This is a genomic window from Streptomyces sp. NPDC005551, assembly GCF_042871785.1.
Classification (GTDB): Bacteria; Actinomycetota; Actinomycetes; order Streptomycetales; family Streptomycetaceae; genus Streptomyces.
The window spans coordinates 361,575-388,045 of the sequence record NZ_JBIAJE010000001.1; the positions used below are offsets into that span (position 1 = coordinate 361,575).

Consider the following 26,471-nt stretch of genomic DNA (forward strand, 5'->3'; position numbering starts at 1 on the left):
GAGCCTGCTAGCGAGAGTGGTCAGCGGGGTCCTCGTCCGACACGGCGTCGGCGAGGCTGACCCCTCTCTGGAACGCGGCCATCAGTCCCGGATCGTGTTCGCCTTCCGGCATGCCCCCCGACATGCGTGCGGTGGGCGCGTCCCGGAGCTCTGGGGCCAGGTGCTCCTGCGCTCGGCGCTGCGGCAGCGCCGGCCGCCCGGAGCGGCGGTCGTCGCTGTCGTACGGGCCTGGTACGTGGGGTGACGGACTGTGCGGTGCGTGCTGCTGCGGAACGTACGGCTGCGGGGCGGCGCCGTAGTGCCGCTGCGGGGTGTACGTGGCCTGCGGGGGCGCGGCCGCCGGCTGCTGCGCGGGACGCTGCGGCAGCTGGGTCCGGGTCATCGGCTGCGCGGTGTCCAGCGGCGGAGGTGTGTACCGCGCCTCGGGGGCCGCCTGAACGGCGTGGGGCTGCTGCGGGGCGGCGTGGACCGGCCGGGCCGCCTCGTGCGCCGCCTGGTGCGGCGCCGGGGGAGAGTCGTCGCCGATGAGGCCGACCGGCAGGACCAGGATCGCCTGGACGCCGCCGTAGATGTTGCCCTGGATCCGCACCACGATGCCGTGGCGGCGGGCCAGCGCGGACACCACGTACAGGCCGATGCGGCCGTCCGCGAGCAGCTTGCTGATGTCGATGCGGTCCGGGTTCGCCAGCAGGGCGTTGATCCGGTCCTGCTCCTCCTGCGACATGCCGAGGCCGCGGTCCTCGACCTCCACGGCGATGCCCGCGGTCACGCGCTGGGCGCGCAGCAGCACCTGGGTGCTCGGGTCGGAGAAGGCGGTGGCGTTCTCGACGAGTTCCGCGAGGAGGTGGATGACGTCGGCGACGGCGTGACCGCGCAGGGAGCCCTCGAGCGGCGGGACGAGCTTGACCCGGGAGTAGTGCTCGACCTCGGCGATCGAGGACCGCAGCACCTCCATCATCTTGACCGGCTTGGTCCACTGGCGGCGGGACACCGAGCCGCCGAGGACCGCCACGTTCTCCGCGTGCCGGCGGATACGGGTCGCGAGGTGGTCGACCTGGAAGAGGCCCTTGAGGAGTTCGGGGTCCTCGACCTCGTTCTCCAGGTTGTCGAGCATGTTGATCTGGCGGTGGACGAGGCTCTGCAGCCGGCGGGCCAGGTTGACGAAGACCTCGACCCGTTCTTCGCTGTCCGAGGGCGTCCCGTTCTGCGCGGCCTGCGCGATGGCGGCCCGGGTGTGCCACACGCTGACCGTCAGGTCGTGGGCGAGCCGGCCGACGGGATCGTGCACGTCGGCCGGCGGGACCGGCTCCTCGAAGTGCGGAAGCTCCACCTGCTCGCCCGACGCCAGCCGGCGTGCCATCTCCTGCACCTCGGCAAGATGCTGTCCCACCTGGCGGCGCAGCGCGGACGCGTGGTGCTCGGCGATCAGACGGGCGTCGGTGGAGCCGTCCCGTGCGGAGCGCCGGGCGTAGGCGGCGCCGGCCCGCGCGGCGAGGACCAGGACACCGCAGCCCAGTACGGCGGCACCGGCGAGTACGCCCCAGGTGGCGGCGTCGGCCGCGCCGGACTGGGCGAGCAGCACATAGCCGGTCGTGGCCCCGGCGAGCAGCGCCATGAGGGCCGCGGGCAGCACCGCGAGGCGGACGGCGCGGGAGCGGGCCGAGGAGTCGGTGTCCCCGCCCTGAGCGGGGGGCCTGCCGTGCCTGTTTCGTGCCGGACTCGCAGCGGTCGTCCGACCGGAATCCGAGCGCACTGCATAGGCCGGGGATTCAGACATGGGAGTCCTCTCGGTCGGCGCGGGGGTACACAGCTGTACGCCGTCGCCAACCGTCAACTCGGGTACGCGGACAGGCAGTTAATAGCACCGCCACCCTACGCCACTGTCATCAATGCACCGTACGCGCACGAGGGTGCAAAACATCGCGAACCGGCTGCTTAAACCCCCGGAAAGAAGGAGCGTTGATGCACCAGGGATGACACCGGCCTATGCCCGAGGTGTGTCTACGGCGCCAATAGACACATTTGCGACGAGCGGCACCATGCCGGTGGTGAAGCGGACCCCCGGGGCGAAAAATCCCGGAGGGTACCCCGGGCCCTCGCTGTAAGTTGTGCGGGCGCGCCGGGAAACCGTGATCGACGGCGCGCTCTCCCATTGCGGCGGCTCGACGCGGCCCGCGCAGGTGCACCGGCCGTGCACGGCGACGGCCGATCCGACGGGTACGCGGCACGAACGACGTTTCGAGGCCACCACCGTGTTCCTGACGATCAGTACCACCGGCACCGCAGAGCGCCCCGCCACCGACCTCGGCTTCCTGCTGCACAAGCACCCCGACAAGGCGCAGGCGTTCTCCACCTCCTACGGCAAGGCGCACGTCCTCTACCCCGAGGCGTCCGCCGAGCGGTGCACGGCCGCGCTGCTGCTGGAGGTGGACACGGTGGCGCTGGTCCGGCGCGGCAAGGGCAAGGGCCGCGGCGGCGCCCCCGACGCCGCGCTCGCGCAGTACGTCAACGACCGTCCCTACGCGGCGTCCTCGCTGCTCGCCGTCGCGCTCAGCACTGTGTTCGCCAGCGCCATGAAGGGGCAGTGCAACGCCCGGCCCGACCTGCCGGCGCGGCCGCTGCCCCTGCGGATCGAGGTGCCCGCACTGCCCGCCCGGGGCGGCGCGGACCTCGTACGCAAGCTCTTCGAACCGCTCGGCTGGACGGTCACCGTCGAAGCGGTGCCGCTGGACGTCCGGTTCCCCGCCTGGGGCGACTCCCGCTACGTACGCCTCGTGCTGGAGTCCGCCGAGACCGGACCGACGCTGGCCGAGGCGCTGCGCCACCTCTACGTGCTGCTTCCGGTGCTCGACGACGCCAAGCACTACTGGGTGGCGTCCGACGAGGTCGACAAGCTGCTGAGGGCCGGCGAGGGCTGGCTCCCGGACCACCCCGAGCAGCAGCTGATCACCAGCCGGTACCTCTCGCGGCGCTGGTCGCTGACGCGGGAGGCCATGGAGCGGCTGGAGCTCGTACGGCTGGCCGAGGCCGACGACAGCGCGGTCGAGGAGATCGACAACGCGGTCGGGGACCAGCCGGACACGGACGGCTCTCCCGGCCCGGGTGATTCCGCCGACGGCCCGTCCGGCACGGGCGGTTCGGCCGATGTCCCGGGGGCGGGTACCGGCGGCGGGTCGGGTGGCACCGGGGAGGCGGTGGGCGCCGAAGCCGGCGCCTCTACAGGCGCCGATGTCTCGGTCTCCGTCTCCGCCTCCGCCTCCGCCGAGGCCGAGACGGAGACCGGCACAGGGGCCAAGTCCGTGCCGCTCGCCATGCTGCGCCGTGAGGCGATCCTCGCCGCGCTGCACGCCTCCGGTGCCGGACGCGTCCTCGATCTCGGCTGCGGGCAGGGCCAGTTGGTGCAGGCGCTGCTCAAGGACCCGCGGTACACGGAGATCGTCGGGGTCGACGTGTCGATGCGGGCGCTCACCATCGCCGCGCGCCGGCTCAAGCTGGAGCGCCTGGGAGAGCGCCAGGCCGCACGCGTCAGACTCCTCCAGGGCTCGCTCGCGTACACCGACAAGCGGCTCAAGGGCTACGACGCGGCCGTGCTGAGCGAGGTCGTCGAGCACGTCGACCTGCCCCGGCTGCCCGCACTGGAGTACGCCGTCTTCGGCTCGGCCCGTCCGCGGACCGTCCTGGTGACGACGCCGAACGTCGAGTACAACGTCCGGTGGGAGTCCCTCCCGGCCGGCCACTCCCGGCACGGCGACCACCGCTTCGAGTGGACCCGGGAGGAGTTCCGCGCCTGGGCGTCGGCGGTGGGTGAACGGCACGCCTACGACGTGGAGTTCGTCCCCGTCGGCCCCGACGACCCCGAGGTCGGGCCGCCGACCCAGATGGCCGTGTTCACCCTGCGCGCCACCACACACGACGACCCGGCGAAGGCCCCGGTCACGAAGGAGGAGAAGGCCGCATGACGGACAAGACCACCAAGGCGCGCACCCTGCCCGTCACCGACCTCTCCCTCGTGGTGCTGATCGGCGCGTCCGGCTCGGGCAAGTCGACCTTCGCCCGGCGGCACTTCAAGCCGACCGAGGTCATATCCAGCGACTTCTGCCGCGGCCTCGTCGCCGACGACGAGAACGACCAGAGCGCGAGCCGTGACGCCTTCGACGTGCTGCACTACATCGCGGGCAAGCGCCTCGCGAGCGGCCGGCGCACCGTCGTCGACGCGACCAACGTCCAGCAGGAGAGCCGCCGGCAGCTGATCGACCTGGCGAAGGAGCACGACGTGCTGCCCATCGCCATCGTGCTCGACGTGCCCGAGGACGTCTGCGCCGAGCGCAACGCCGCGCGCACCGACCGCGCCGACATGCCGCGCCGCGTCATCCAGCGCCACACCCGCGAACTGCGCCGCTCCCTGCGGCACTTGGAACGCGAGGGGTTCCGGAAGGTGCACGTCCTGCGGGGCGTGGAGGAGATCGAGAGCGCGGAGATCCGCACCGAGAAGCGGTACAACGACCTGACCCACCTCACCGGGCCCTTCGACATCATCGGCGACATCCACGGCTGCGCCTCCGAGCTGGAGACGCTGCTCACCCGGCTCGGCTACGTCGACGGCTCGCACCCCGAGGGCCGGACGGCCGTCTTCGTCGGCGACCTCGTCGACCGCGGCCCGGACACCCCGGGCGTCCTGCGCCGCGTGATGTCCATGGTCGCGTCCGGCGACGCGCTGTGCGTCCCGGGCAACCACGAGAACAAGTACGGGCGTCACCTCAAGGGCCGCAAGGTCCAGCCCACGCACGGGCTCGCCGAGACGATCGAGCAGATGGAGGGGGAGAGCGAGGAGTTCCGGCGTCAGGTCCGGGAGTTCGTCGACGGGCTCGTCAGCCACTACGTCCTGGACGGCGGCCGCCTCGTCGTCTGCCACGCGGGGCTGCCCGAGAAGTACCACGGGCGTACGTCGGGACGGGTGCGCTCGCACGCGCTGTACGGCGACACGACCGGCGAGACCGACGAGTTCGGCCTGCCGGTGCGCTACCCCTGGGCGGAGGACTACCGGGGCAGCGCGGCCGTGGTCTACGGCCACACCCCGGTGCCCACGGCGACCTGGCTGAACAACACGATCTGCCTCGACACGGGCGCGGTCTTCGGCGGCAAACTCACCGCGCTGCGCTGGCCGGAGCGCGAGCTGGTCGACGTACCCGCCGAGCGGGTCTGGTACGAGCCCGCGAAGCCGCTGGCCTCCGAGGCGCCCGGCGGGCACGAGGGCCGGCCGCTCGACCTGGCGGACGTGCACGGGAGGCGGGTCGTCGAGACGCGGCACGCCGGACGCGTGTCCGTCCGCGAGGAGAACGCGGCCGCGGCGCTCGAGGTCATGAGCCGCTTCGCCGTGGACCCGCGCCTGCTTCCGTACCTGCCGCCCACCATGGCGCCGACCGCGACCTCGCACGTCGACGGCTACCTGGAGCACCCGGCCGAGGCCTTCGCGCAGTACAAGGAGGACGGGGTCGCGCGGGTCGTGTGCGAGGAGAAGCACATGGGGTCGCGGGCGGTCGCGCTGGTCTGCCGGGACGCGGCCACGGCGCGTGAGCGGTTCGGCGTGGGCGCGGACGGGCCCACCGGGGCGCTGTACACCCGCACCGGCCGGCCTTTCTTCGACGACGGCGCGGTGACCGAGGAGATCCTCGGCCGGCTGCGGGCCGCCGCCGACGAGGCGGGGCTGTGGCAGGAGCTGGGGACCGACTGGCTGCTGCTGGACGCCGAGTTGATGCCGTGGTCGCTGAAGGCGTCCGGGCTGCTGCGGACGCAGTACGCGGCCGTCGGCGCGGCCTCGGGGGCGGTGTTCCCGGGGGCGCTCGCCGCACTCGAAGGGGCGGCGGCAAGGGGTGTCGACGTGCGGGATCTCCTGGCCAAGCAGCGCGAACGGGCCGCCGACGCGACGGCGTTCACGGACGCCTACCGGCGGTACTGCTGGACGACGGACGGACTGGAGGGCGTGCGTCTCGCGCCCTTCCAGATCCTCGCCGTGCAGGGCCGCAGCCTCGCCGCGCTCCCGCACGACGAGCAGCTCGCGCTGATCGACCGGCTCGTCGAGCACGACGGGAGCGGTCTGCTGCAGACCACCCGGCGGCTGTTCGTGGGCACGGGCGACGCGGAGTCCGTGCGGGCCGGGGTCGACTGGTGGCTGGAGATGACCGGACGCGGGGGCGAGGGCATGGTCGTCAAGCCCGTACAGGCCGTGCTGCGGTCGCCGCAGGGGCGGCTGGTGCAGCCCGGGATCAAGTGCCGGGGACGGGAGTACCTGCGGATCATCTACGGCGCCGAGTACACGCGGCCCGAGAATCTCGCGCGGCTGCGCGGACGCTTCCTGAACCACAAGCGGTCGCTGGCGATCCGGGAGTACGCGCTCGGCCTCGAGGCGCTGGACCGGCTGGCCGAGGGGGAGCCGTTGTGGCGGGTGCACGAGGCGGTGTTCGGGGTGCTGGCGCTGGAGTCCGAACCGGTGGATCCCCGTCTCTGACGGGTCCGTCCTCCTCAGCCCCTCCCCACTCCGGGGCGGGACTGGGCTGGGTTTCCGTCCCGGGCTGGGTTTCCGTTCCGGGACCGAGCCTCTGCCCGGCCCCGGACACGCGCTGGTCCGGGTCTCCGCACCGACGCGGGGCTCCGCCCCGGACCCCGCTCCTCAAACGCCGGAGGGGCTGACCTGTCCCCGTCCGGGGCTGAACCCGTCTCCGTCCGGGGCTGAACTGCTTACCCCTCAAGTGAAGTTGCTCCGGCAGAGGCGGTCCGCGGGGACCGGCTCACCCCACCAGCCGCAGCCGGGTCCGAGCCACCCCCACCCGTACCGTCTGACCCCACGTCAGTTCCACCGCGTCGGTCTCCATGCCGTCGCCGAAGGCGATGAGGCGGTCGGACTCCGCCGTGAGGGTGAGGTGTGACCCGCTCGTGAGGGTGCCGGCCACGAGGGACGTGCCGGTGACCGGTGACGGCCAGGCCTCGCGGACGAACCACAGCAGCCGGTCGTCCGAGGGCCCGGGCAGGGGAAGGCGGCCGCCGCGCTCCTGCCACACGGACCGCAGCCACCCGGTCGCCCCCGTCCCCGTCCCCACCAGGACCCCGGACGAGGCCTGGGGCTCGACGACACCCCTGTCGCCGTCGAGCCCCAGCCGGTAGCGGGCCGTCTGATGGCCCGCGGCTCCGAGGTAGATCTCGTTGAGGGCGACCAGCCGCTGGGTGTCGTCGGCCACCGCCTCGACCATGGTCAGTTCGTCGGTCCGCCCGCCGCGGCCGACCGCCGCGGCCAGCAACGCGCCCGCGTCACCGGGCCGATGGCGCACCAGCACCGCCGGATTGCGCCCGGGATCGGTGTCGACGCCGACCACGGGCTGCCCCGCCAGGTACTTGGCGACGTTGGCCACCAGCCCGTCCTGGCCGACGACGACCACGACGTCCTCGGGACCGAACAGGAACCGGTCCAGATCGCGTCGCTCCACGCGGGCCTGACGCCAGGTCAGCGGGATCGCGGCGGCGACCTCGGCCAGCGCCTCGCGGGTGCGCCGGTGCCGGTCCGCGACCTCCGTGATGTCACGTCCGCGTGAGGCCAGGAAGAAGGCGGCCTGCCCGTGCGTGCCGTGCCGGGCCACCAACTCCTCGTACTCGGTGGTGCGGTGCACCAGCACGGCCCGGGGTGCCAGACTCACGCCGGTTCCTGCGGGGCGCCGCCGCCGAGCCTGGCCAGCAGACCCGTCAGCACGTCCGGCGACACCGTGACACTGTCGATCCGGGGCAGGTTCTCCGCCAGCCGGGTGCCCGTCAGGGCGTGCAGCGTGGCGATGTCCGCGTCCCCGTGGACCCGGAGCCAGGCGGCCTGTGCCTCGGCCCGCGCCTCGCCGACCTCCCGCGCCGCCCGGGCCTCCGCGCCGGCCAGCCGTACCGTGCGCGCGGCCTCCGCCTCGGCCAGGCGCACCGTGCGGGCCGCCTCCGCCGTGGCCCGCACGGCGTCCGCCGCCGCGTGCTCCTCGGCCTCGCGGCGCGCGTTCGTACCGCGCTGGTCGACCAACTGCTCCTCGCGCCGGGCGAGTTCGATCTGACTGGCCAGTTCGTTCTCGGCGATCGCCCGCTCCCGCTCGACGGCCACGGCACGCCGTTCGTACGTGGCCTTGTCCGCGTCCTGCTGGATCTGCTCCCGCGCCGGGGTGCGCAGCGCCCGCTCCACCTCGGGTTCGGGGCGCAGGGCCACGACCCGGACGGCGACCACCTCGATCCCGGTCGCGGGCAGCCGCGGCTCGGCCGCGAGTGCGCCCGCGATCCGCTCACGCACCGCCGCCACCCCGTCCACCAGGGCCGACGCCAGCGGCGTACGGGCCAGGACGTCCAGCGCGTGCTGCTGGGCCGTCTCGGTCAGCAGGGTCCCCAGCTGTTCGAGCGGCGCGCCGCGCCACACGCCCGTGTCGGGGTCGATGGAGAAGTCGAGGCGGGCCGCGGCGAGGCCGGGGTCGCTGATCCGGTAGGTGACGGTGGCCTGCACGGCCACGTCCTGGAAGTCGGACGTACGGGCGTGGAAGGTCATCGCCAACTCGCGGTCGTCAACCGGTACTTCGGAGAGCGCCGCGCTCAGTGCGCGGTACCAGAAGCTGAGCCCCGGCCCGTCGTGCACCAGCCGGCCCGACCGGTGGTGCCGCACATGCGCGGTGGGCGCACCACGCAGGTGGCGCCAGCCGAAGCGCCGGGTGATGTCGGCCATGGAACTACCCCCTCGTCGCCGGGCGGGGTTCCGAACCCCCGTCCGTTGTCGTCATTGAGACGATAACCGTGCGGTCCGCTTATCGTCAAGGGGACGAAATCAAGTGGGCCGGGTTCGCGCGGATGGGCGGGTGAAACGCGTCCGGGTGGTCAGGATGGAGTCATGGGATTCCATGTCGACTCCGAGGCCGGGCGGCTGCGCCGCGTCATCCTGCACCGGCCGGACCTCGAGCTCAAAAGGCTCACGCCCAGCAACAAGGACGCGCTGCTCTTCGACGACGTGCTCTGGGTGCGCCGGGCGCGCGCGGAGCACGACGGCTTCGCGGACGTCCTGCGCGACCGCGGGGTGGCCGTCCACCTCTTCGGCGACCTGCTCACCGAGGCGCTGGAGATCCCGGCGGCCCGCTCGCTCGTCCTCGACCGGGTGTTCGAGGAGAAGGAGTACGGCCCGCTGGCCACCGGCCACCTGCGGGCCGCCTTCGAGGGCATGTCCGCCCCGGACCTGGCCGCCGCGCTGGTCGGCGGCATGACCAAGCGGGAGTTCCTTGAGGCGCACGCCGAGCCGACCTCCGTGCGCTTCCACGTCATGGACCTCGACGACTTCCTGCTCGGCCCGCTGCCCAACCACCTCTTCACCCGGGACACCTCCGCCTGGATCTACGACGGGGTGTCCATCAACGCCATGCGCTGGCCGGCGCGTCAGCGGGAGACCGTGCACTTCGAGGCGATCTACCGGCACCACCCGCTCTTCCGCGACGAGTCCTTCTCCCTCTGGTCCGAGGGGCAGGCGGACTATCCGTCCACCATCGAGGGCGGCGACGTGCTGGTCATCGGCAACGGCGCGGTCCTCATCGGCATGAGCGAGCGCACGACGCCGCAGGCCGTCGAGATGCTCGCGCACAAGCTGTTCGCGGCCGGCTCGGCCCGCACCATCGTGGCGCTCGACATGCCCAAGCGCCGGGCCTTCATGCACCTGGACACGGTGATGACGATGGTCGACGGCGACATCTTCACGCAGTACGCCGGGCTCGGCATGCTCCGCTCGTACACCATCGAGCCGGGCGTCGGGGACAAGGAGCTGAAGGTCACCGACCATCCGCCGGAGCACATGCACCGTGCGATCGCCGCCGCCCTCGGACTCAGTGAGATCCGCGTACTGACCGCCACGCAGGACGTGCACGCCGCCGAGCGCGAGCAGTGGGACGACGGCTGCAACGTCCTCGCGGTCGAGCCGGGCGTCGTCATCGCCTACGAGCGGAACTCGACGACCAACACCCACCTGCGCAAGCAGGGCATCGAGGTGATAGAGATCCCGGGCAGCGAACTCGGCCGGGGGAGGGGCGGCCCCCGCTGCATGAGCTGCCCCGTCGAGCGGGACGCCGTGTAGACCGGCGGGAGCGGACGGCCGGGCGGGCGGGGCGCCGGGGCTCCCGGGCGTCCGGGGCGGCGGCACCCCGGGCTCCCGGACGTCCGGACATGGGAGCGGTCGGACACCGGGCCTGTATATAAATGCTGGGAGTCGTATAGAATTCCAGAAGTCCCCGTCATCGTCACCCTGGAGCGCCCCCAATGGCGACAGTCCCGACCGCCCTCGCCGGCCGCCACTTCCTCAAGGAGCTGGACTTCACCGCGGAGGAGTTCCGCGCTCTGGTCCAGCTGGCCGCGGAGCTGAAGGCGGCCAAGAAGGCGGGCACGGAGGAGCGCCACCTGCAAGGGCGCAACATCGCGCTGATCTTCGAGAAGACCTCGACGCGCACCCGCTGCGCGTTCGAGGTCGCCGCCGCGGACCAGGGCGCCTCCACCACGTACCTCGACCCGGCCGGATCGCAGCTGGGCCACAAGGAGTCCGTGAAGGACACCGCCCGCGTGCTCGGCCGGATGTTCGACGCGGTCGAGTACCGGGGCGACAGCCAGGCCGGCGTCGAGGAGTTCGCCGCGTACGCCGGGGTGCCGGTCTACAACGGGCTGACCGACGACTGGCACCCCACCCAGATGCTGGCCGACGTCCTCACCATGACCGAGCACAGCGACAAGCCGCTCGACGGGATCGCCCTCGCCTACCTCGGCGACGCCCGCTTCAACATGGGCAACTCCTACCTGGTCACCGGCGCCCTGCTCGGTATGGACGTGCGGATCGTCGCACCGCGGGCGTACTGGCCCGCCGAGGAGATCGTCACCCGGGCCCGCGAGCTCGCCGAGCACAGCGGCGCCGGGATCACGCTCACCGAGGACGTCGCCGAGGGTGTCCGCGGCGCCGACTTCGTGGCCACCGACGTCTGGGTGTCCATGGGGGAACCCAAGGACGTGTGGGACGAGCGCATCGCCGCCCTGTCGCCGTACGCCGTGACGATGGACGTGCTGCGCGCCACCGGCAACCCGGACGTCAGGTTCCTGCACTGCCTGCCGGCCTTCCACGACCTGGGTACGAAGGTCGGGCGGGACATCCACGAGGCGCACGGCCTGGACTCGCTCGAGGTCACCGACGAGGTCTTCGAGTCGGCGCACTCGGTCGTCTTCGACGAGGCGGAGAACCGGCTGCACACCATCAAGGCGATCCTGGTCGCGACGCTCGCCCGGGCCTGACCGCGGCCGGCCCCGGGGGCCCGGCCTGAGGCGTGCTTCGGCCCGGCCCGGGCCGGTTCGTCCGCGCTCTCCGGCCGGTCACGGGCCGCCCCCGTCCGGCCTTGTGTACCGCTGGCGCCACATCTCACCGTACGATCCTCGGCGAGATGCGGAACCATCCCTTCCGCAGCTCGTCCTGCGACCGACCCCGTCGCGTCCCCGCTGCACCGAAATGAGCACCACCCGCATGCCCGCTCCACGCACCGAGCCCGCCGCCCGCGGCAAGCGCGCTCCCCGCATCAAGTCCACCGAGCTCCTGGTCGCCGAATCCGGCGCGGACCTCGAAGGCCATGGCCTCAAGCGCACCATGGGCCTCTTCCAGCTCGTCTGCTTCGGCGTCGGCGCGATCGTCGGCACCGGCATCTTCGTCGGCCTGTCCGACTCGGTCGGCCAGGCCGGACCCGCCGTGGTCGTCTCCTTCGTCCTCGCCGCGCTCACCTGCGTCTTCACCGCGTTCTCCTTCGCGGAACTCGGCGGCGCGATCCCCGTCTCCGGATCCTCGTACTCCTTCGCCTACGCCGGACTCGGTGAGGGCACGGCGTTCCTCGTCGGCTGGTGTCTGCTCCTGGAGTACGGCGTCTCCGTGTCGGCCGTCGCCGTCGGCTGGAGCCAGTACGTGAACGAGCTGCTCCGGAGCCTGTTCGGCGTGCAGCTGCCCGACGTGGTGTCCGCGGGTCCCGGCGACGGTGGGATCGTCAACCTCCCCGCGGTCGTCGTGATCGCGCTGGCCTCGGTCCTGCTGGTCCGCGGCGTGCGTGAGAGCGCCCGGGCGACGGCCGCCATGGCGATCCTGAAGCTGGCCATCCTCGTGCTCTTCTGCGCCATCGGCTTCACCGCCTTCGAGGACGGCAACCTCAGCCCGTTCTCGCCGGCCGGCCTCGGCGGCATCGGCGCGGGCACCACGGCCGCCTTCTTCTCGTACATCGGCTTCGACGCGATCACCACGGCCGGCGAGGAGGCCAGGAACCCGCGCCGCAACATCCCGATCGCCATCCTGATCTGCATCGGCCTGGTCACCCTGCTGTACTGCGCCGTGGCCCTCGCCGCGATCGGCGCCATCGGCGCGGACCGGGTCGGAAACCGGCCCGCCGCGCTGTCCTACGTCGTCAACGAGGTCACCGGCTCCGCCGTCGGCGGCGGGATCGTCGCCTTCGGAGCGGTCGTCGCGATCGCCTCGGTCGTCCTCGCGGTGATGTACGGGCAGACCCGCGTCCTCATGTCCATGTCCCGCGACGGACTCGTCCCGCGCGTCTTCGAGCGGGTCTCCCCGAAGACCTCGACCCCGGTCTCCGGGACGCTCATCGTCGCGGCGGTCTTCGCGGTCCCGGCCGCCTTCGCGTCGCTGGACGCGGTCGTCGACCTCACCACCATCGGCACCCTCGCCGTCATGGCGGTCGTCAACGTCGTGGTGATCGCCCTGCGCCGCCGCGAGCCCGGCCTCGCCCGCACCTTCCGCGTGCCGCTCTACCCCGTCATGCCGGTGCTCGGAGTCGGCTTCTGCCTCTACCTCATGTACGAGACCGGCTGGCGGACCTGGCTCCAGTTCGCCGCGTTCCTCGTGGCCGGACTGCTGGTGTACGTGGGCTACGGTCGCCGCCACTCGCGGCTCGCCGAGGGTGCGACTAGCGCGCGTACCGGCGCTGCGGCGGCACGACGGGAAGCCTGAACCAGACCGCCTTGCCGGACTCGGTGGGGCGGTGGCCGCAGGAGGAGCTGAGGGTGCGGATGAGGAGAAGGCCGCGCCCGTGCTCCTGCCACGGGTCGGGCGGCCCGGCCTGCCGCGGGATCGTGAGGTCGCCGGGTGGTGCCGGGTCCGGGTCGTGGACCTCGACCTGACAGCCCGACGGCAGCAGCTCCACCACCAGCTCTATCGGACCGTTCCCGGCGGCGTGCTCCACGGCGTTGGCGACCAGCTCCGCCGTCAGCAGCTCGGCGGTGTCGCTGTCGGTCGCGTGCTCCAGCTCGGCGAGCGCCGTCCGGACCAGCGCGCGGGCGACCGGCACCGCCGCAGCCGTGTGCGGCAGCGCGATGCGCCAGGAGGCGGGGGCGGAGGGCGGCTCGTGCAAGGCGGGTCCGTTCATCAGCAGGTTGTCCTGCTTTCAACACAGGAATGGTACGGCTTCCCGCCCGCAGGCGGTCGACGGGCGGTGGCGGGGACGTCCGCCCCGCCTACCGGGCCGTGTACCCGGGCGAACCGCCCGTCGCGCACGGATGCTCCCGCCGTCACGCGGCCATCGACGATCCGTGACTCCGTGACGGCGCCCGTCGCCCCCGCCCGGAGGCCGTCACGTCCCGTTCGCTCTATCGCGTGGTCGTGACGACAGTCACAGACAGGTGATAACTTCGTGGAGCGGCCGCACGTGCACGCAACCGCGGGCGGCCGCCGCCCGGCACCGCCGCCCGCCGCCCCCGTCCGAGGAGGCCGCACGCCATGAGTCCGTTCACGGGTTCCGCCGCCCGCACCCCCGACTGGCAGCACGTGAGGTGCCGGATCGCCGACGGCGTCGCCACCGTCACGCTGGCCCGCCCGGAGAAGCTGAACGCGCTCACCTTCGGCGCCTACGCCGACCTGCGCGACCTGCTCGCCGAGCTGTCCCGCGAGAAGTCCGTGCGCGCCCTGGTGCTGGCCGGGGAGGGCCGCGGGTTCTGCTCCGGCGGTGACGTCGACGAGATCATCGGCGCGACCCTCTCCATGGACACCGCCCGGCTGCTCGACTTCAACCGGATGACCGGGCAGGTCGTGCGCGGGCTGCGGGAGTGCCCGTTCCCGGTGATCGCGGCCGTGCACGGGGTCGCGGCCGGAGCGGGAGCCGTCCTCGCGCTGGCCGCCGACTTCCGGGTCGCCGACCCCTCCGCCCGCTTCGCCTTCCTCTTCACCCGCGTCGGACTGTCCGGCGGCGACATGGGCGCCGCCTATCTGCTGCCCCGGGTGGTCGGGCTCGGGCACGCCACCCGGCTGCTGATGCTGGGGGAACCGGTGCGGGCAGCGGAGGCCGAACGGATCGGCCTGATCAGTGAACTCGCCGGGGAGGGCCGCGCCGACGAGGCCGCGCAGCGGCTCGCCCTGCGCCTCGCCGGGGGCCCCGCGCTCGCGTACGCGCAGACCAAGGCGCTGCTCACCGCCGAGCTGGACATGCCGCTCGCCGCCTCGGTGGAACTCGACGCCGCCACCCAGGCACTGCTCATGCACGGCGAGGACTACGCGGAGTTCCACGCGGCGTTCACCGAGAAGCGGCCGCCCGAGTGGCGGGGGCGCTGACCGTGCGGGACGAACACGGCACCCGAGAGGCGCCCGACGGGGGCCGGCGCGCTCTGCGGGTCGCCGTCATCGGGGGCGGGCCCGGCGGTCTGTACGCCGCCGCCCTCCTCAAGCGGCTGCGCCCCGACCGCGAGATCACCGTCTGGGAGCGCAACGCCGCCGACGACACCTTCGGCTTCGGTGTCGTGCTCTCCGACGAGACGCTCGGCGGCATCGAGCACGCCGACCCCGTCGTGTACGAGGCGCTGCGGGCCGAGTTCGTGCGCTGGGACGACATCGACGTCGTGCGCCGCGGGGTGCGCCACACCTGCGGCGGCCACGGCTTCGCGGCGCTCGGCAGACGCCGGCTCCTGGAGATCCTGCACGCACGCTGCCGTGCGCTCGGGGTGAAGCTGCGCTTCGGGACCGAGGCCCCGCCCGCGGCGGAGCTGATGACCACCCACGATCTCGTCGTCGCCGCCGACGGCGTGCACAGCCTCACCCGCCGGACGCACGCCGACGTGTTCGGGCCGTCCGTCGAGGAACACCGCTGCCGCTACATCTGGCTCGCCGCCGACTTCGCCCTCGACGCGTTCCGCTTCGAGATCGCCGAGACCGAGCACGGCGTACTGCAACTCCACGGCTACCCGTACGCGGCGAGCGCCTCCACCGTCATCGTCGAGATGCGCGAAGAGGTGTGGCGGGCTGCCGGGTTCGCCGGACTGGACGAGCGGGAGTCCGTCGAGCGGTGCGCCAAGATCTTCGCGGACGCCCTCGGCGGCCGTCCCCTGCGCTCCCACAGGTCCGCCTGGACCACCTTCCGCACCGTCGTCAACGACCGCTGGTCGTACGGCAATCTGGTCCTCCTCGGCGACGCCGCCCACACCGCCCACTTCTCCATCGGCTCCGGTACGAAGCTCGCGGTCGAGGACGCCCTCGCACTGGCCGCCTGTCTCGACGAACAGCCGGCGCTCGGTGACGCCCTCGCCGCGTACGAGGCCGAGCGGCGCCCCGTCGTCGCCTCCACGCAGCGCGCCGCCCGCGCCAGCCTGGAGTGGTTCGAGAACCTCGGGCTCCATCTCGGCAGGACGGACCGCCGGTTCGCGTTCGACCTGCTCACCCGCAGCCGGCGCGTCACGCACGACAACCTGCGGCTGCGGGACCCGCACTTCGTGGCGGCCGCGGAACGCGAGTTCGGCTGTCCGCCGGGCACGCCCCCGATGTTCACGCCGTTCCGGCTGCGCGGACTGAGCCTGCGCAACCGGGTCGTCGTCTCGCCGATGGACATGTACTCGGCGGTGGACGGCGTGCCGGGAGACTTCCACCTCGTCCATCTCGGGGCGCGGGCACTGGGCGGCGCCGGACTGGTCATGACCGAGATGGTGTGCGTCAGCGCCGAGGGCCGCATCACCCCGGGCTGCGCCGGCCTCTACACACCCCGGCAGGCCGAGTCGTGGCGCCGGATCACCGACTTCGTGCACCGCGGGTCACCGGGTACGGCGATCGGCGTCCAGCTCGGCCACTCCGGCCGCAAGGGGTCGACGAAGCTGATGTGGGAAGGCATCGACGAGCCGCTGGAGGACGGCAACTGGCCGCTCGTGGCCGCCTCCCCGATCCCGTACCGGCCGGACGCCCAGCTGCCCCGCGCGCTCAGCCGCTCGCAACTCACCGACGTACGCGAGCAGTTCGCGGCCGCCGCGCGGCGCGCCGCCCGCTGCGGCTTCGACCTGCTCGAACTGCACTGCGCCCACGGCTATCTGCTCTCCGGGTTCCTCTCGCCCCTCACCAACCACCGGAGTGACGGGTACGGCGGTTCCCTCGCCGGGCGGCTGCGGTTCCCGCTCGAAGTCTTCGACGCCGTACGGGCCGGGTGGCCGCAGGAGCGGCCCATGACGGTACGGATCTCCGCCACCGACTGGGCCGAGGGCGGCACCACCGCCGACGAGGCGGTCGCGATCGCCCGTGCCTTCGCCGCCCACGGCGCCGACGCGATCGACGTCTCGACCGGGCAGGTCGTCGCGGACGAGCACCCCGACTTCGGGCGCTCCTACCAGACGCCGTTCGCCGACCGCATCCGCAACGAGGCCGGGATCCCGGTGATCGCCGTCGGCGCGATCTCCTCCTGGGACGACGTCAACTCCCTGATCCTGGCCGGGCGCACGGACCTGTGCGCGCTCGGCCGGCCGCACCTCTACGACCCGCACTGGACCCTGCACGCGGCGGCCGAGCAGGGGTACGCCGGGCCGGGCGCCGTCTGGCCGGAACCGTACCGGGCGGGCAGCCGGCGCCCGCGGACCGGACGCACGGACGGCCCCAAGCCCCGCCTGAGGCTCGGCACCTGAGGACGGGCACGCCCGCGGCGCCCGGGGCCGGACGAGTCCCCGCGCCGCCGGCGCCCGCGGTCGCGTCTCGCGAACTGCCTCACCCCGTCACGGAGATGCCCGCGAACTCGGCACCGGCGTCCCGCAGCCGCTCGTGCAGCGCCCGGAAGACGGCGGCCGACCGGGCGCCGGGCCAGTCCTCCGGCAGCAGTGCTGCGGGCAGTCCCGGGTCGGTGTACGGCAGATGACGCCAGGAGTCCAGCGCCAGCAGATAGTCGCGGTACGCCTCTTCGGGCGGGGTGTCCGCGCGGCGCTCCCAGCCGTGCAGCACGAGCGCGTGGCGGTCCAGGAACGCCTCGTGCTGCTTGGCGATCGCGGCGAGGTCCCACCAGCGGGCGACGGCCTCCGTGGTCGCCGCGAAGCCCAGGTGCTCACCGCGGAAGAGGTCCACGTACGGGTCCAGCCGGAGCCGCGCCAGGGTGTGCCGGGTCTCCTCGTACAGCCGCGCGGGCGCGATCCACACGCCGGGGGCCGCTGCACCGAAGCCGAGCCCGGCCAGCCGGGAGCGCAGCACGTGCCGCTTCTGCCGCTCCGACTCCGGGACGGAGAACACCGCAAGCACCCAGCCCTCGTCGTGCGGGGCCGCGGACGCGTACACGCGCCGGTCGCCGTCGTCGAGCAACTGCCGGGCGTCGGGCGACAACGCGTACCCGGCCGCACCGCCCGCCGTGCGCTCCGGCAGGAGCAGTCCCCGTCGCTTGAGCCGCGACACCGACGACCGTACGGAGGGCGCGTCGACACCGACCGCGGCGAGGAGCCGGATCAGTTCGGCCACCGGAACCGGACCGGGTGCGTAGCGGCCGTAGGCGCCGTAGAAGGTGACGATGAGGGACCGGGGGGCGTGCTGCTCGGACACGTTGATCACTCTAAAGCGTAGATCATTCCTACTGGCCCTCCCGGGGGCCGCGAGCGCCGTCCCCGGGGACGGACGTGCCGTCGGCGGCCGGGCCCCCGGCCGTGGCGCGCAGCCGGAAACGCTGGAGCTTCCCCGTCGCCGTGCGCGGCAACGCGTCCAGGAAGACGATCCGGCGCGGGCACTTGTACGGCGTCAGCTCGGACTCGAGAAACGCGCGCAGCGCCTCCGCGTCCCGCCGCGCGCCCGGCCGCAGCACCGCGTAGGCCACCGCGACCTGCCCGCGCGCCTCGTCGGGATGCCCCACCACCGCCGTCTCCAGCACGTCGGGGTGGCGCAGCAGCGCCTCCTCCACCTCGGGCCCGGCGATGTTGTACCCGGCCGAGATGATCATGTCGTCGGCGCGGGCGACGTAGCGGAAGTAGCCGTCCGGGTCCCGCACATAGGTGTCGCCGGTGAGGTTCCAGCCGTCGCGCACGTACTCCCGCTGTCGCGGGTCGGCGAGATAGCGGCAGCCGACCGGCCCCCGCACGGCGAGCAGTCCCGGCCGGCCGTCGGGGACGGGGACGCCCGAGTCGTCCACCACGCGCGCCTCCCAGCCCGGTACGGGAAGCCCCGTCGCGCCGGGCCGGGCGTGCTCGTCGGCGGCGGAGACGAAGATGTGCAGCAGCTCGGTGGCGCCGATGCCGTTGATGATCCGCAGGCCGGTGCGCTCGTGCCAGGCGTGCCAGGTCGCGGCGGGCAGGTTCTCGCCCGCCGAGACGCACCGGCGCAGCGACCCGGTGTCGTGGGCGTCCAGACCGTGCAGCATCGCGCGGTACGCCGTCGGCGCCGTGAAGAGCACCGACACCCGGTGCTCGGCGATGGCGGGCAACAGCTGCCTGGGGCCCGCCTGTTCGAGCAGCAGGGCGCTGGCACCGGCCCGCATGGGGAAGACCACGAGCCCGCCGAGCCCGAACGTGAACCCCAGCGGGGGACTGCCCGCGAAGACGTCGTCCGCGCGCGGTCTCAGTACGTGCGCGGAGAAGGTGTCCGCGATCGCCAGCACATCACGGTGGAAGTGCAGACAGCCCTTGGGCCGCCCGGTGGTGCCGGAGGTGAACGCGATCAGCGCGACGTCGTCCGCGGCGGTGCCGGCCGGGGCGTACGGCTCCGGGGGTGCGCCCGTGATCCGCAGCAGCAGGTCGTCGGGCACGTCCCCGCCGTACGTCGTCACGCGCAGTCCGTCGATCCCCGCTGTCAGCAGGTCGTCCACGGAACGGCTGTCGCAGAGCGCGTGGGTCGCGCGGGCGATACCGCACACGGTGCGCAGTTCCCGCGGCCGTTGCCGGGCCGGCACCGTGACGGCGACCGCACCCGCCTTCAGCACCGCCAGCCAGCACGCGGCCAGCCACGGTGTGGTCGGTCCGCGCAGCAGCACGCGGTTGCCCGGTACGACGTCCAGCTCGCGCGTGAGGACATGGGCGATCCGGTCCACACGGTCGAGCAGCTGCCCGTACGTCCACACGGCGCCGGAGCCGGTGCGGAACACCGGGCGCCCGGCGCCGAACCGTTCCACCGTGCGGTCCAGCAGCTCGACGGCGCAGTTCAGCCGGTCGGGGTAGCACAGCCCGGGCAGTTCGAAGCGGAGGTCGGGCCACTGGTCCGGGGGAGGCAGGTGGTCGCGCGTGAAGGTGTCCACGTGGGCCGAGGGCGACAGCCGTACGGCGCCGGCCGTGCCCGTGGCGTCCGTCGTGGTCCTGTCCCCGGGCGTCCTGGGTTCCATGGCCGTTCGCCCCCTTGTCGTGGTGGGCTCGCCCCACGAGCGTATCGTGTTGGTGACGACAGTCAACGGTCCGCGATACGGTCGTGGGAGTGGGTCTCGGGCCGCTCGGCAGGGGAGGGGACCGGTAGTGACCGCTTTCTCGCTCGATCCCGAACAGGCCACCTGGTGCGCCGAGTTGCGCACCGCGGGGATGCGGCTGCGGCCCCTGGCGGCCCGGGCCGAACCGGGTCGCGTCAACCGCCCGCTCGTCGCGGAGCTGGGCCGACTCGGACTGCTCACCCGGCTGTTCACCTCGGGCGCGCTCGATCTGTGCCTGATGCGCGAGTCCCTGGCGCAGACCTGCACCGAGGCCGAGACGGCCCTCGCACTCCAGGGCCTCGGTGCCCACCCGGTGCACGCGTACGGCACGGAGGCGCAACGGGACCGCTGGCTGCCGGGCGTGCGCGAGGGCACGGCCGTGGCCGCGTTCGCGCTGAGCGAGCCGGGCGCGGGCTCCGACGCGGCGGCGCTGGCCCTGCGGGCCGACGCGGACGGTCCCGGCCGCTGGCGGCTCACCGGCGAGAAGTGCTGGATCTCCAACGCCCCCGAGGCCGACTTCTACACCGTCTTCGCCCGGACCACCCAGGACGCCGGCGCCCGTGGCGTCACCGCGTTCCTCGTCCCCGCCGACCGCTCCGGACTCACCGGCACCCCGCTCGACCTGCTGTCCCCGCACCCCGTCGGAGCACTCGACTTCGACGGCGTACCCGTGACGGCCGCCGACGTCCTCGGCGAGAGCGACCGGGGATTCCGGGTGGCCATGGGCACCCTCAACGTCTTCCGGCCGAGCGTGGGGGCCTTCGCGGTCGGGATGGCCCAGGCGGCCCTGGACGCGACTCTCGCGCACACCGCCCACCGGGAGGCGTTCGGCGGCACCCTGCGGGACCTGCAGACGGTGGCGCACCAGGTCGCCGAGATGGCCCTGCGCACGGAGGCGGCCCGCCTCATGGTCTACGCGGCGGCCGCGGCCTACGACGAAGGTGCGCCGGACGTGCCACGGCGGGCCGCGATGGCGAAACTGCTGGCCACCGAGACCGCCCAGTACGTGGTCGACGCCGCCGTCCAGCTGCACGGCGCCCGTGCCCTGCGCCGCGGCCACCTGCTCGAACACCTCTACCGCGAGGTGCGCGCGCCCCGTATCTACGAAGGGGCCAGCGAGGTCCAACGGGAAGTCATCGCCAAGGAGTTGTACAGGCAACGGCCCTCCGGCACCGCCCGCCGGAGCGAGTGCGGGGAAGGGGCCCGCCGGAGCGCGTGCGAAGGAGGGGACGCGCCGTGACCGCCGAGCGCATCAATCCGCCCGGACTCTCACCGCCCACCGGCTTCTCGCACGCGGTCGTCGCCACCGGCCGCCGGGTGGTCTTCCTCGCCGGGCAGACCGCGCTCGACGCCGAGGGGAAGGTGGTGGGCGAAACGCTCACGGAACAGTTCGCGACGGCACTCGCCAATCTGCTCACCGCACTGCGCGCCGCGGGTGGCACCCCCGCCGACCTGGCGCGCGTCACCGTCTACACGACCGACGTCGCGGGCTACCGCGCCCGGGCCGCCGAACTCGGCCGCGTCTGGCGCGACCTCGCGGGCCGTGACTATCCCGCGATGGCCGTCATCGGCGCCGTGCGGCTCTGGGACGAACGGGCCCTGGTCGAACTCGACGGATTCGCGGTGCTGCCGTAAACCGGGCCGGGGGCCGGGTGTCAGGCCGCGGCGGTCAGCTGCTCGACGGAGACGCGGCGGGGCGCGACCACGCGGCCGTCGGGCAGCAGCTCCCCGGTGTCGTCGAAGACGATCGCCCCGTCGCACCTGAGGCTCCACCCCTGCTCGGGGTGGGCGGCGACGATGTGCGGGGCCTCGCGGCCGGGTCGGTCCGAGGACTGGTGGGAACACATGGCGCACCTCCACGTCGGATGCGATCCGTGGGCGGCAGCGCCGCCGCGGCCTCGCATGGGTAGACCATCCTCCCGTGGCGAAGCCGGCGGAACAGCCGGCCCCGAAGCGTGACAACACGCGGACAACACGGGTACGCCGCGAAGACGGCCGCGGCGCATCCGGCACCGGGGGAGGCGCGTGAGGCACAGGGGAGGCGGGCCCGTGGCCAGGAAACGGGCCGCCGGGCCCACCACCGATGGGGTGACAGTCGCGGCGCGGGGCGGCGCCGGACCGGTACGGGTGGAAGACCCCTTGGAGACCCCTTCGCAGGCCCCCCACTCCAGGAGGTACTCCATGTCCTTCCGTCAGGCCGTCGGCGCGGCCACCGGTGCCGCGCTGCTCCTGCTCCTCGCCCCGACCGCGCACGCCCTCGACGAAGCGCTCGTCCCGAGCACGCCGGCGGACTCAGCCGTGCCGACGGCTCCCGCCGCCTCGGCCGACTGGGTCACCGTGGATGCGGCGGGCCGCCTCGGCTCCGACGGAACCGTCACCCTGTCCGGCACCTACCGCTGCTCGGCCGCGACCGGCCCGGTCTTCGTGAGCTCGTCCCTGGTGCAGGGCGACAGCAACGTCAGGTACGGCATCGGCGGCACCCGCGCGGTCTGCGACGGCGCGGAACACCGCTGGGCGAACGCGTCCCGCCCCGCGTCGGCCACCTTCAAGGCGGGCGACGCGCACGTCGAGGCCACGCTGATGGAACTGCGGCCCGGCTTCATGGGCCTCCCGCTGCCGCACACCCACGCGGCCGGCCGGCAGCAGGTCGTGCTCGCCCGGGGCTGAGGACCGGGCGGCCACGCCGGCGTCGGGCTCACCGCTCCGGCGTGACGGCGCGGCAGGGGACCGGGACCGCCGGGGTGACGCACGTGGCGCGAACCGGGCGGTGGGCGGGCCCACCGAGGTTGCCGGGGGCCCGCCCTGTTCACGGCTACGAGCGACGCGTCCAGCGGCGCAGGTCGGTCAGCAGATCGGCATGCGAGCGGTTCTGCCCTACTGGAGAGGTGAGGAGGCCGTGCGTGGACGCGGCCTTGGCGATCAGCGGTCCGTCACTCTCCCGAAACGCCGGGGATGGCAGCGCCCGCCTCAGCTTCTCCTTGGGGTTGTCAATCAGGCCCGTGTCCTTGCCGGTCAACTGGGTTGGGATCTTCCACTTGGGGTGAACGCGGGGGAACGCCTGCGGGAACAGGAGAAGCCAGCCCTCGGACTCCCAAGCGGCCAGGGCGTACAAGGAGTCCGTCGGGCACTGACGGTGCAGCTCTGCCGCGACTGCCTTCCGGACGGCCTGGTAGCGGTTCCCGGTGTAGTCGTCCAGATCCTCGTGAACAGCGAAGCCGACGAGCGGTCCCTTCTGTTGCAGCGCCTTGCCCTTGGCCTTGCCGACGAGGACGCGTACGTTCTCCTCCAGCGCGGCCCCGGTCTTCTTCTTCAGTCGAACGGGATCGTTGATCCTGACAATCTTGCTGCTGCCCAGCCCGGGGTGGTGCACTTTGATGATCTCGGCGACGATCTGGCAATCATTGGCGTCCTCGCCGGCCAAGACGATCACTCCGCGTCCCGCCTGGCCCCCTTTCGCCCCCCGGAGACTCACATCTCACCCCCGGTGAGGTCGCCGCCGAGGACACCGGAGAACCACAGTTCACCCAATGGCTGGTCGCCGCTCTCCTCGACGATCTCCCGTACCTCGTCGGTGCTGAGAGCCGGAATGACCGACGCTCCGTCCTCGTCGCGCTCGCAGACCACGATCTCCTCCGGAAGGAGCCGGTCGACCAGCGAGGGTGAATGTGTGGCCACCAGGAACTGACTGCGGGATGACGCCTCCCGCAGGCGCTCCACGATCAGAGCCAGCGCCTGCGGGTGCAGGCCGTGGTCGATCTCCTCGATGCAGGTGAGGGCCGGAGGGTTCGGATCGTAGAGGAGCGCGAGCAGACCGAGCAGACGTACCGTGCCGTACGAGGCGTAGGCCAGCGGGGTGGGGCGACGGAGGCCGCGCTCGTGGAGGAGGACGGTGACCTGGTCGGACCCTCCGCCGAACGTGGCGAACTCGATCTCCTCCAGCTGCGGCAGCACCGTACGGGCGTCCGAGATCAGGGAGTTCCAGAGGTCATCCTCGGTGCGCAGGTACATGAGGAACTCGGCCAGGTTGTCCGCCTGCGGGGAGAGGTCGAGAAAGCGGGAGCTGCGGCGGATCCGGTTCGGCAGGCGTGCTGCCGCCACGTCCACGTCGAAGACCCGGAAGGACGACAACTGTTCGGCGAACCGGGAGACCTCCTTGCCCCCGTCCGCACTCGCCAGGCGCGGCAGAGTGGACAGGCCGCTGCTCAGGCGTTGGATCCCGAAGCTGCCGCTGTCGTACTCCTGTCCCGCCTTGTTGTCGGTGACCTGGGCGGATTCGCCGGAGATCGTGATACGGCGTCCGCGGCCCTGCGTGCGCTTGAACCGGAACGACTCTCTGCGAGAGAGGCTGTCGGACCCCGATTTCAACGTCCGCCGCTGAACGGTGAGTTCGTACTCGTCCGGGGTGTTCGCGCTCGCGTTGGTCGTCCAGGTCGCCTTGAGCCCGATCTTCAGGGTGTTCGGCGGCTTGGGGCCACCCCAGAAGGCAATCTCGGAGAAACCCTGACGGGAATCCAGGGCCGGCTGGAGGTCCGTACGGATCACGTCCGCGAGGAAGTCGAACACCTCCAGGAGGTTCGACTTCCCCGCGGCGTTCGACCCGACGAGCACCGTCAGCGGGCCGAGCGGCACCGTCACGTCGCGCAGGCTGCGGAAGTTCTCGACGTGGAGTTCGAGCAGGCGGTCGGTCATGGCGGAAACCTAACGGAAGAGCCGCAGGCGGCGGGCCTTCCCATGAAGACCCGCGCCGGATGCCTGCGCCATTGACGGTCCTCGGGCTGCGTGAGCGGCATCCGGTGTACGCGAAGGGCACGGCGTCTCCTCCGTGGACGTGATCGCCGGTGCCTGTCCGGCCCCGGGCCGAAGTCCCGGACAAGTCCCACGCGTGTCGCCGCTCCCCTCCTGGCCTGCCTGCACGCAGGTCAGGAGGGGAGCGGCGGGAATCTTGACCATGTTGGTCAGATGTCCCGGAAGATCTCGATCTGCGCGCCGATCGTGTTGAGCCGCTCGGCGAGGTCCTCGTAACCGCGGTTGATGACGTACACGTTCCGCAGCACGGACGTGCCCTCCGCCGCCATCATGGCGAGGAGTACGACCACGGCGGGCCGCAGCGCGGGCGGGCACATCATCTCGGCGGCGCGCCAGCGGGTCGGGCCCTCGACCAGGACGCGGTGCGGGTCCAGCAACTGGAGCCGTCCGCCGAGGCGGTTGAGGTCCGTGAGGTAGATCGCCCGGTTGTCGTAGACCCAGTCGTGGATCAGCGTCTTGCCCTGCGCGGACGCCGCGATGGCCGCGAAGAACGGCACGTTGTCGATGTTCAGGCCGGGGAACGGCATCGGGTGGATCTTGTCGATCGGCGCCTCCAGCTTGGAGGGCCGCACCGTCAGGTCCACCAGGCGCGTCCGCCCGTTGTCGGCGAAGTACTCGGCCGTGCGGTCGTGGTCGAGGCCCATCTCCTCCAGGACCGCGAGCTCGATCTCCAGGAACTCGATCGGCACCCGGCACACCTTCAGCTCGGACTCCGTGACCACGGCGGCGGCGAGCAGGCTCATCGCCTCGACCGGGTCCTCGGAGGGCGAGTAGTCGACGTCGACGTCGATGTTCGGCACGCCGTGCACGGTGAGCGTCGTCGTGCCGATGCCCTCGACCCGCACGCCCAGGGCCTCCAGGAAGAAGCACAGGTCCTGGACCATGTAGTTCGACGAGGCGTTGCGGATGACGGTCGCGCCGTCGTGGCGGGCGGCGGCCAGCAGAGCGTTCTCGGTCACGGTGTCGCCGCGCTCGGTCAGCACGATCGGCCGGCCGGGGGAGACCGACCGGTCGACCTGCGCGTGATAGAGCCCCTCGGTGGCCGCGATGTCCAGACCGAACCGGCGCAGCGCGATCATGTGCGGCTCGATCGTGCGCGTACCGAGGTCGCAGCCGCCCGCGTACGGCAGCTTGAAGTTGTCCAGGCGGTGCAGCAGCGGGCCGAGGAACATGATGATCGAGCGGGTGCGGCGGGCCGCGTCCGCGTCGATGGTGTCCATGTCGAGGTCGGCCGACGGCACGATCTCCAGGTCCACGCCGTCGTTGATCCACCGGGTGCGTACGCCGATGGAGCCCAGCACCTCCAGAAGGCGGTACACCTCCTCGATGCGGGCGACCCGGCGCAGTACGGTGCGGCCCTTGTTGAGCAGCGTGGCGCACAGCAGCGCCACACAGGCGTTCTTGCTGGTCTTGACGTCGATGGAGCCGGACAGGCGACGGCCGCCCACCACCCGCAGATGCATCGGACCCGCGTAGCCCAACGAGACGATCTCGCTGTCCAGCGCCTCACCGATTCGGGCGATCATCTCAAGGCTGATGTTTTGATTGCCGCGCTCGATGCGGTTGACGGCACTCTGGCTGGTGCCGAGCGCCTCGGCGAGCTGCGACTGTGTCCAGCCCCGGTGCTGCCGGGCGTCACGGATGAGCTTGCCGATGCGTACGAGGTAGTCGTCTGCCATGAGGCCGAGGTTATCTCAGATATGAGATGGCGCCTCCCGGGGGGTCCCTTCAGGTGACGCATTCTCAGCCCTGGGCCCCCCGGCGGGGTTGACGCGCCGTCTGCCGGGACCTACCGCCGCTTGGAGGTGCGGGTGCGCCGCCAGCCGAACGGGCCCGGCAGGTCCATCGACGTCGTGCGCCGGCCGGTGCTGCTGTGCGTGTGCCGGGGTCCGTTCGCGCCGCCGGTGGTGATGGACCAGGAGTGGCGGTTGATGTTCAGACGGACGCCGGGGAGGATGCGGAAGCTCTTGCGGAATGTGATAGCCATGCCGTGCGGATACC

The 26,471-nt window shown here is 72.6% G+C and carries 21 protein-coding genes; 10 read left to right on the plus strand and 11 right to left on the minus strand.

The annotated features are described in order from the left end of the window. Window positions 1-7: 7 nt before the first annotated feature. Window positions 8-1,777 (minus strand): ATP-binding protein, encoded by a 1,770-nt coding sequence (locus tag ACFYP4_RS01410; protein WP_358850324.1) that lies wholly within the window; start codon window positions 1,775-1,777, stop codon window positions 8-10. Window positions 1,778-2,252: 475 nt separating this feature from the next. Here ACFYP4_RS01410 and ACFYP4_RS01415 point away from each other — a divergent pair, with 475 nt between their 5' ends. Then, window positions 2,253-3,959 carry a 3' terminal RNA ribose 2'-O-methyltransferase Hen1 gene (locus ACFYP4_RS01415; RefSeq protein WP_388782667.1) on the plus strand — a complete coding sequence of 569 codons (1,707 nt, stop codon included), beginning with the start codon at window positions 2,253-2,255 and terminating at the stop codon, window positions 3,957-3,959. After that, complete coding sequence (locus ACFYP4_RS01420; RefSeq protein WP_388781598.1) at window positions 3,956-6,505, plus strand: polynucleotide kinase-phosphatase; 2,550 nt, start codon at window positions 3,956-3,958, stop codon at window positions 6,503-6,505. The genes ACFYP4_RS01415 and ACFYP4_RS01420 overlap by 4 nt, the downstream gene beginning before the upstream one ends. 280 nt (window positions 6,506-6,785) lie before the next feature. Here ACFYP4_RS01420 and ACFYP4_RS01425 read toward each other — a convergent pair whose 3' ends face one another. Beyond that, window positions 6,786-7,685, minus strand: coding sequence for a hypothetical protein (locus ACFYP4_RS01425; protein WP_358850322.1), 900 nt, complete (start codon window positions 7,683-7,685; stop codon window positions 6,786-6,788). Then, window positions 7,682-8,728 (minus strand): SPFH domain-containing protein, encoded by a 1,047-nt coding sequence (locus tag ACFYP4_RS01430; protein WP_388781602.1) that lies wholly within the window; start codon window positions 8,726-8,728, stop codon window positions 7,682-7,684. The genes ACFYP4_RS01425 and ACFYP4_RS01430 overlap by 4 nt, the downstream gene beginning before the upstream one ends. 162 nt (window positions 8,729-8,890) lie before the next feature. On the opposite strand from ACFYP4_RS01430, the gene ACFYP4_RS01435 reads away from it, so the two are divergent. The 3 genes from ACFYP4_RS01435 (at window position 8,891) to ACFYP4_RS01445 (ending at window position 13,015) form a co-directional block, all read left to right on the plus strand. After that, window positions 8,891-10,114, plus strand: coding sequence for an arginine deiminase (locus ACFYP4_RS01435; RefSeq protein ID WP_358850320.1), 1,224 nt, complete (start codon window positions 8,891-8,893; stop codon window positions 10,112-10,114). A gap of 182 nt (window positions 10,115-10,296) precedes the next feature. Beyond that, window positions 10,297-11,310, plus strand: a complete 1,014-nt coding sequence (gene argF / locus ACFYP4_RS01440; protein ID WP_388781605.1) for an ornithine carbamoyltransferase — start codon at window positions 10,297-10,299, stop codon at window positions 11,308-11,310. Window positions 11,311-11,536: 226 nt separating this feature from the next. After that, the gene (locus ACFYP4_RS01445; RefSeq protein WP_388781608.1) at window positions 11,537-13,015 is read left to right on the plus strand and encodes an amino acid permease; all 1,479 of its coding nucleotides are present in this window, start codon (window positions 11,537-11,539) and stop codon (window positions 13,013-13,015) included. Here the strand turns inward: ACFYP4_RS01445 and ACFYP4_RS01450 are convergent. Further along, a complete protein-coding gene (locus ACFYP4_RS01450; RefSeq protein ID WP_358850317.1) occupies window positions 12,972-13,430 on the minus strand; it encodes an ATP-binding protein in 459 nt (152 codons plus the stop codon). The genes ACFYP4_RS01445 and ACFYP4_RS01450 overlap by 44 nt on opposite strands. A gap of 350 nt (window positions 13,431-13,780) precedes the next feature. Here ACFYP4_RS01450 and ACFYP4_RS01455 point away from each other — a divergent pair, with 350 nt between their 5' ends. Together ACFYP4_RS01455 and ACFYP4_RS01460 are read left to right on the plus strand one after the other, a co-directional pair. After that, complete coding sequence (locus tag ACFYP4_RS01455; RefSeq protein ID WP_358850316.1) at window positions 13,781-14,608, plus strand: enoyl-CoA hydratase family protein; 828 nt, start codon at window positions 13,781-13,783, stop codon at window positions 14,606-14,608. Window positions 14,609-14,661: 53 nt separating this feature from the next. Beyond that, window positions 14,662-16,929 (plus strand): bifunctional salicylyl-CoA 5-hydroxylase/oxidoreductase, encoded by a 2,268-nt coding sequence (locus ACFYP4_RS01460; protein WP_388782670.1) that lies wholly within the window; start codon window positions 14,662-14,664, stop codon window positions 16,927-16,929. Window positions 16,930-17,008: 79 nt separating this feature from the next. Here the strand turns inward: ACFYP4_RS01460 and ACFYP4_RS01465 are convergent, their stop codons facing one another. Together ACFYP4_RS01465 and ACFYP4_RS01470 are read right to left on the minus strand one after the other, a co-directional pair. Further along, the gene (locus ACFYP4_RS01465; protein WP_358850315.1) at window positions 17,009-17,833 is read right to left on the minus strand and encodes a PaaX family transcriptional regulator C-terminal domain-containing protein; all 825 of its coding nucleotides are present in this window, start codon (window positions 17,831-17,833) and stop codon (window positions 17,009-17,011) included. A 19-nt stretch (window positions 17,834-17,852) separates the two neighbouring features. Further along, window positions 17,853-19,586 (minus strand): AMP-binding protein, encoded by a 1,734-nt coding sequence (locus tag ACFYP4_RS01470; RefSeq protein WP_388781612.1) that lies wholly within the window; start codon window positions 19,584-19,586, stop codon window positions 17,853-17,855. A 127-nt stretch (window positions 19,587-19,713) separates the two neighbouring features. Here ACFYP4_RS01470 and ACFYP4_RS01475 point away from each other — a divergent pair, with 127 nt between their 5' ends. After that, window positions 19,714-20,904 carry an acyl-CoA dehydrogenase family protein gene (locus tag ACFYP4_RS01475; RefSeq protein WP_358850314.1) on the plus strand — a complete coding sequence of 397 codons (1,191 nt, stop codon included), beginning with the start codon at window positions 19,714-19,716 and terminating at the stop codon, window positions 20,902-20,904. After that, window positions 20,901-21,299, plus strand: a complete 399-nt coding sequence (locus tag ACFYP4_RS01480) for a RidA family protein (protein WP_358850313.1) — start codon at window positions 20,901-20,903, stop codon at window positions 21,297-21,299. The genes ACFYP4_RS01475 and ACFYP4_RS01480 overlap by 4 nt, the downstream gene beginning before the upstream one ends. A gap of 20 nt (window positions 21,300-21,319) precedes the next feature. On the opposite strand, the gene ACFYP4_RS01485 is transcribed toward ACFYP4_RS01480, so the two are convergent. Continuing rightward, window positions 21,320-21,511, minus strand: coding sequence for a DUF5999 family protein (locus ACFYP4_RS01485; RefSeq protein ID WP_358850312.1), 192 nt, complete (start codon window positions 21,509-21,511; stop codon window positions 21,320-21,322). A 334-nt stretch (window positions 21,512-21,845) separates the two neighbouring features. Between ACFYP4_RS01485 and ACFYP4_RS01490 the strand changes: the two genes are divergently transcribed. After that, window positions 21,846-22,331, plus strand: coding sequence for a DUF6299 family protein (locus ACFYP4_RS01490; RefSeq protein ID WP_388781617.1), 486 nt, complete (start codon window positions 21,846-21,848; stop codon window positions 22,329-22,331). A gap of 145 nt (window positions 22,332-22,476) precedes the next feature. On the opposite strand, the gene ACFYP4_RS01495 is transcribed toward ACFYP4_RS01490, so the two are convergent. The 4 genes from ACFYP4_RS01495 to ACFYP4_RS01510 all read right to left on the minus strand — a co-directional run bounded on the left by ACFYP4_RS01495 (window position 22,477) and on the right by ACFYP4_RS01510 (window position 26,457). After that, a complete protein-coding gene (locus ACFYP4_RS01495) occupies window positions 22,477-23,094 on the minus strand; it encodes a hypothetical protein (protein ID WP_358850310.1) in 618 nt (205 codons plus the stop codon). Window positions 23,095-23,132: 38 nt separating this feature from the next. Further along, complete coding sequence (locus ACFYP4_RS01500) at window positions 23,133-24,353, minus strand: AAA family ATPase (RefSeq protein WP_358850309.1); 1,221 nt, start codon at window positions 24,351-24,353, stop codon at window positions 23,133-23,135. A gap of 266 nt (window positions 24,354-24,619) precedes the next feature. Continuing rightward, window positions 24,620-26,149, minus strand: a complete 1,530-nt coding sequence (locus tag ACFYP4_RS01505) for a UDP-N-acetylglucosamine 1-carboxyvinyltransferase (protein ID WP_358850308.1) — start codon at window positions 26,147-26,149, stop codon at window positions 24,620-24,622. A 110-nt stretch (window positions 26,150-26,259) separates the two neighbouring features. Further along, window positions 26,260-26,457, minus strand: a complete 198-nt coding sequence (locus ACFYP4_RS01510) for a DUF4236 domain-containing protein (protein WP_358850307.1) — start codon at window positions 26,455-26,457, stop codon at window positions 26,260-26,262. Window positions 26,458-26,471 lie beyond the last annotated feature (14 nt).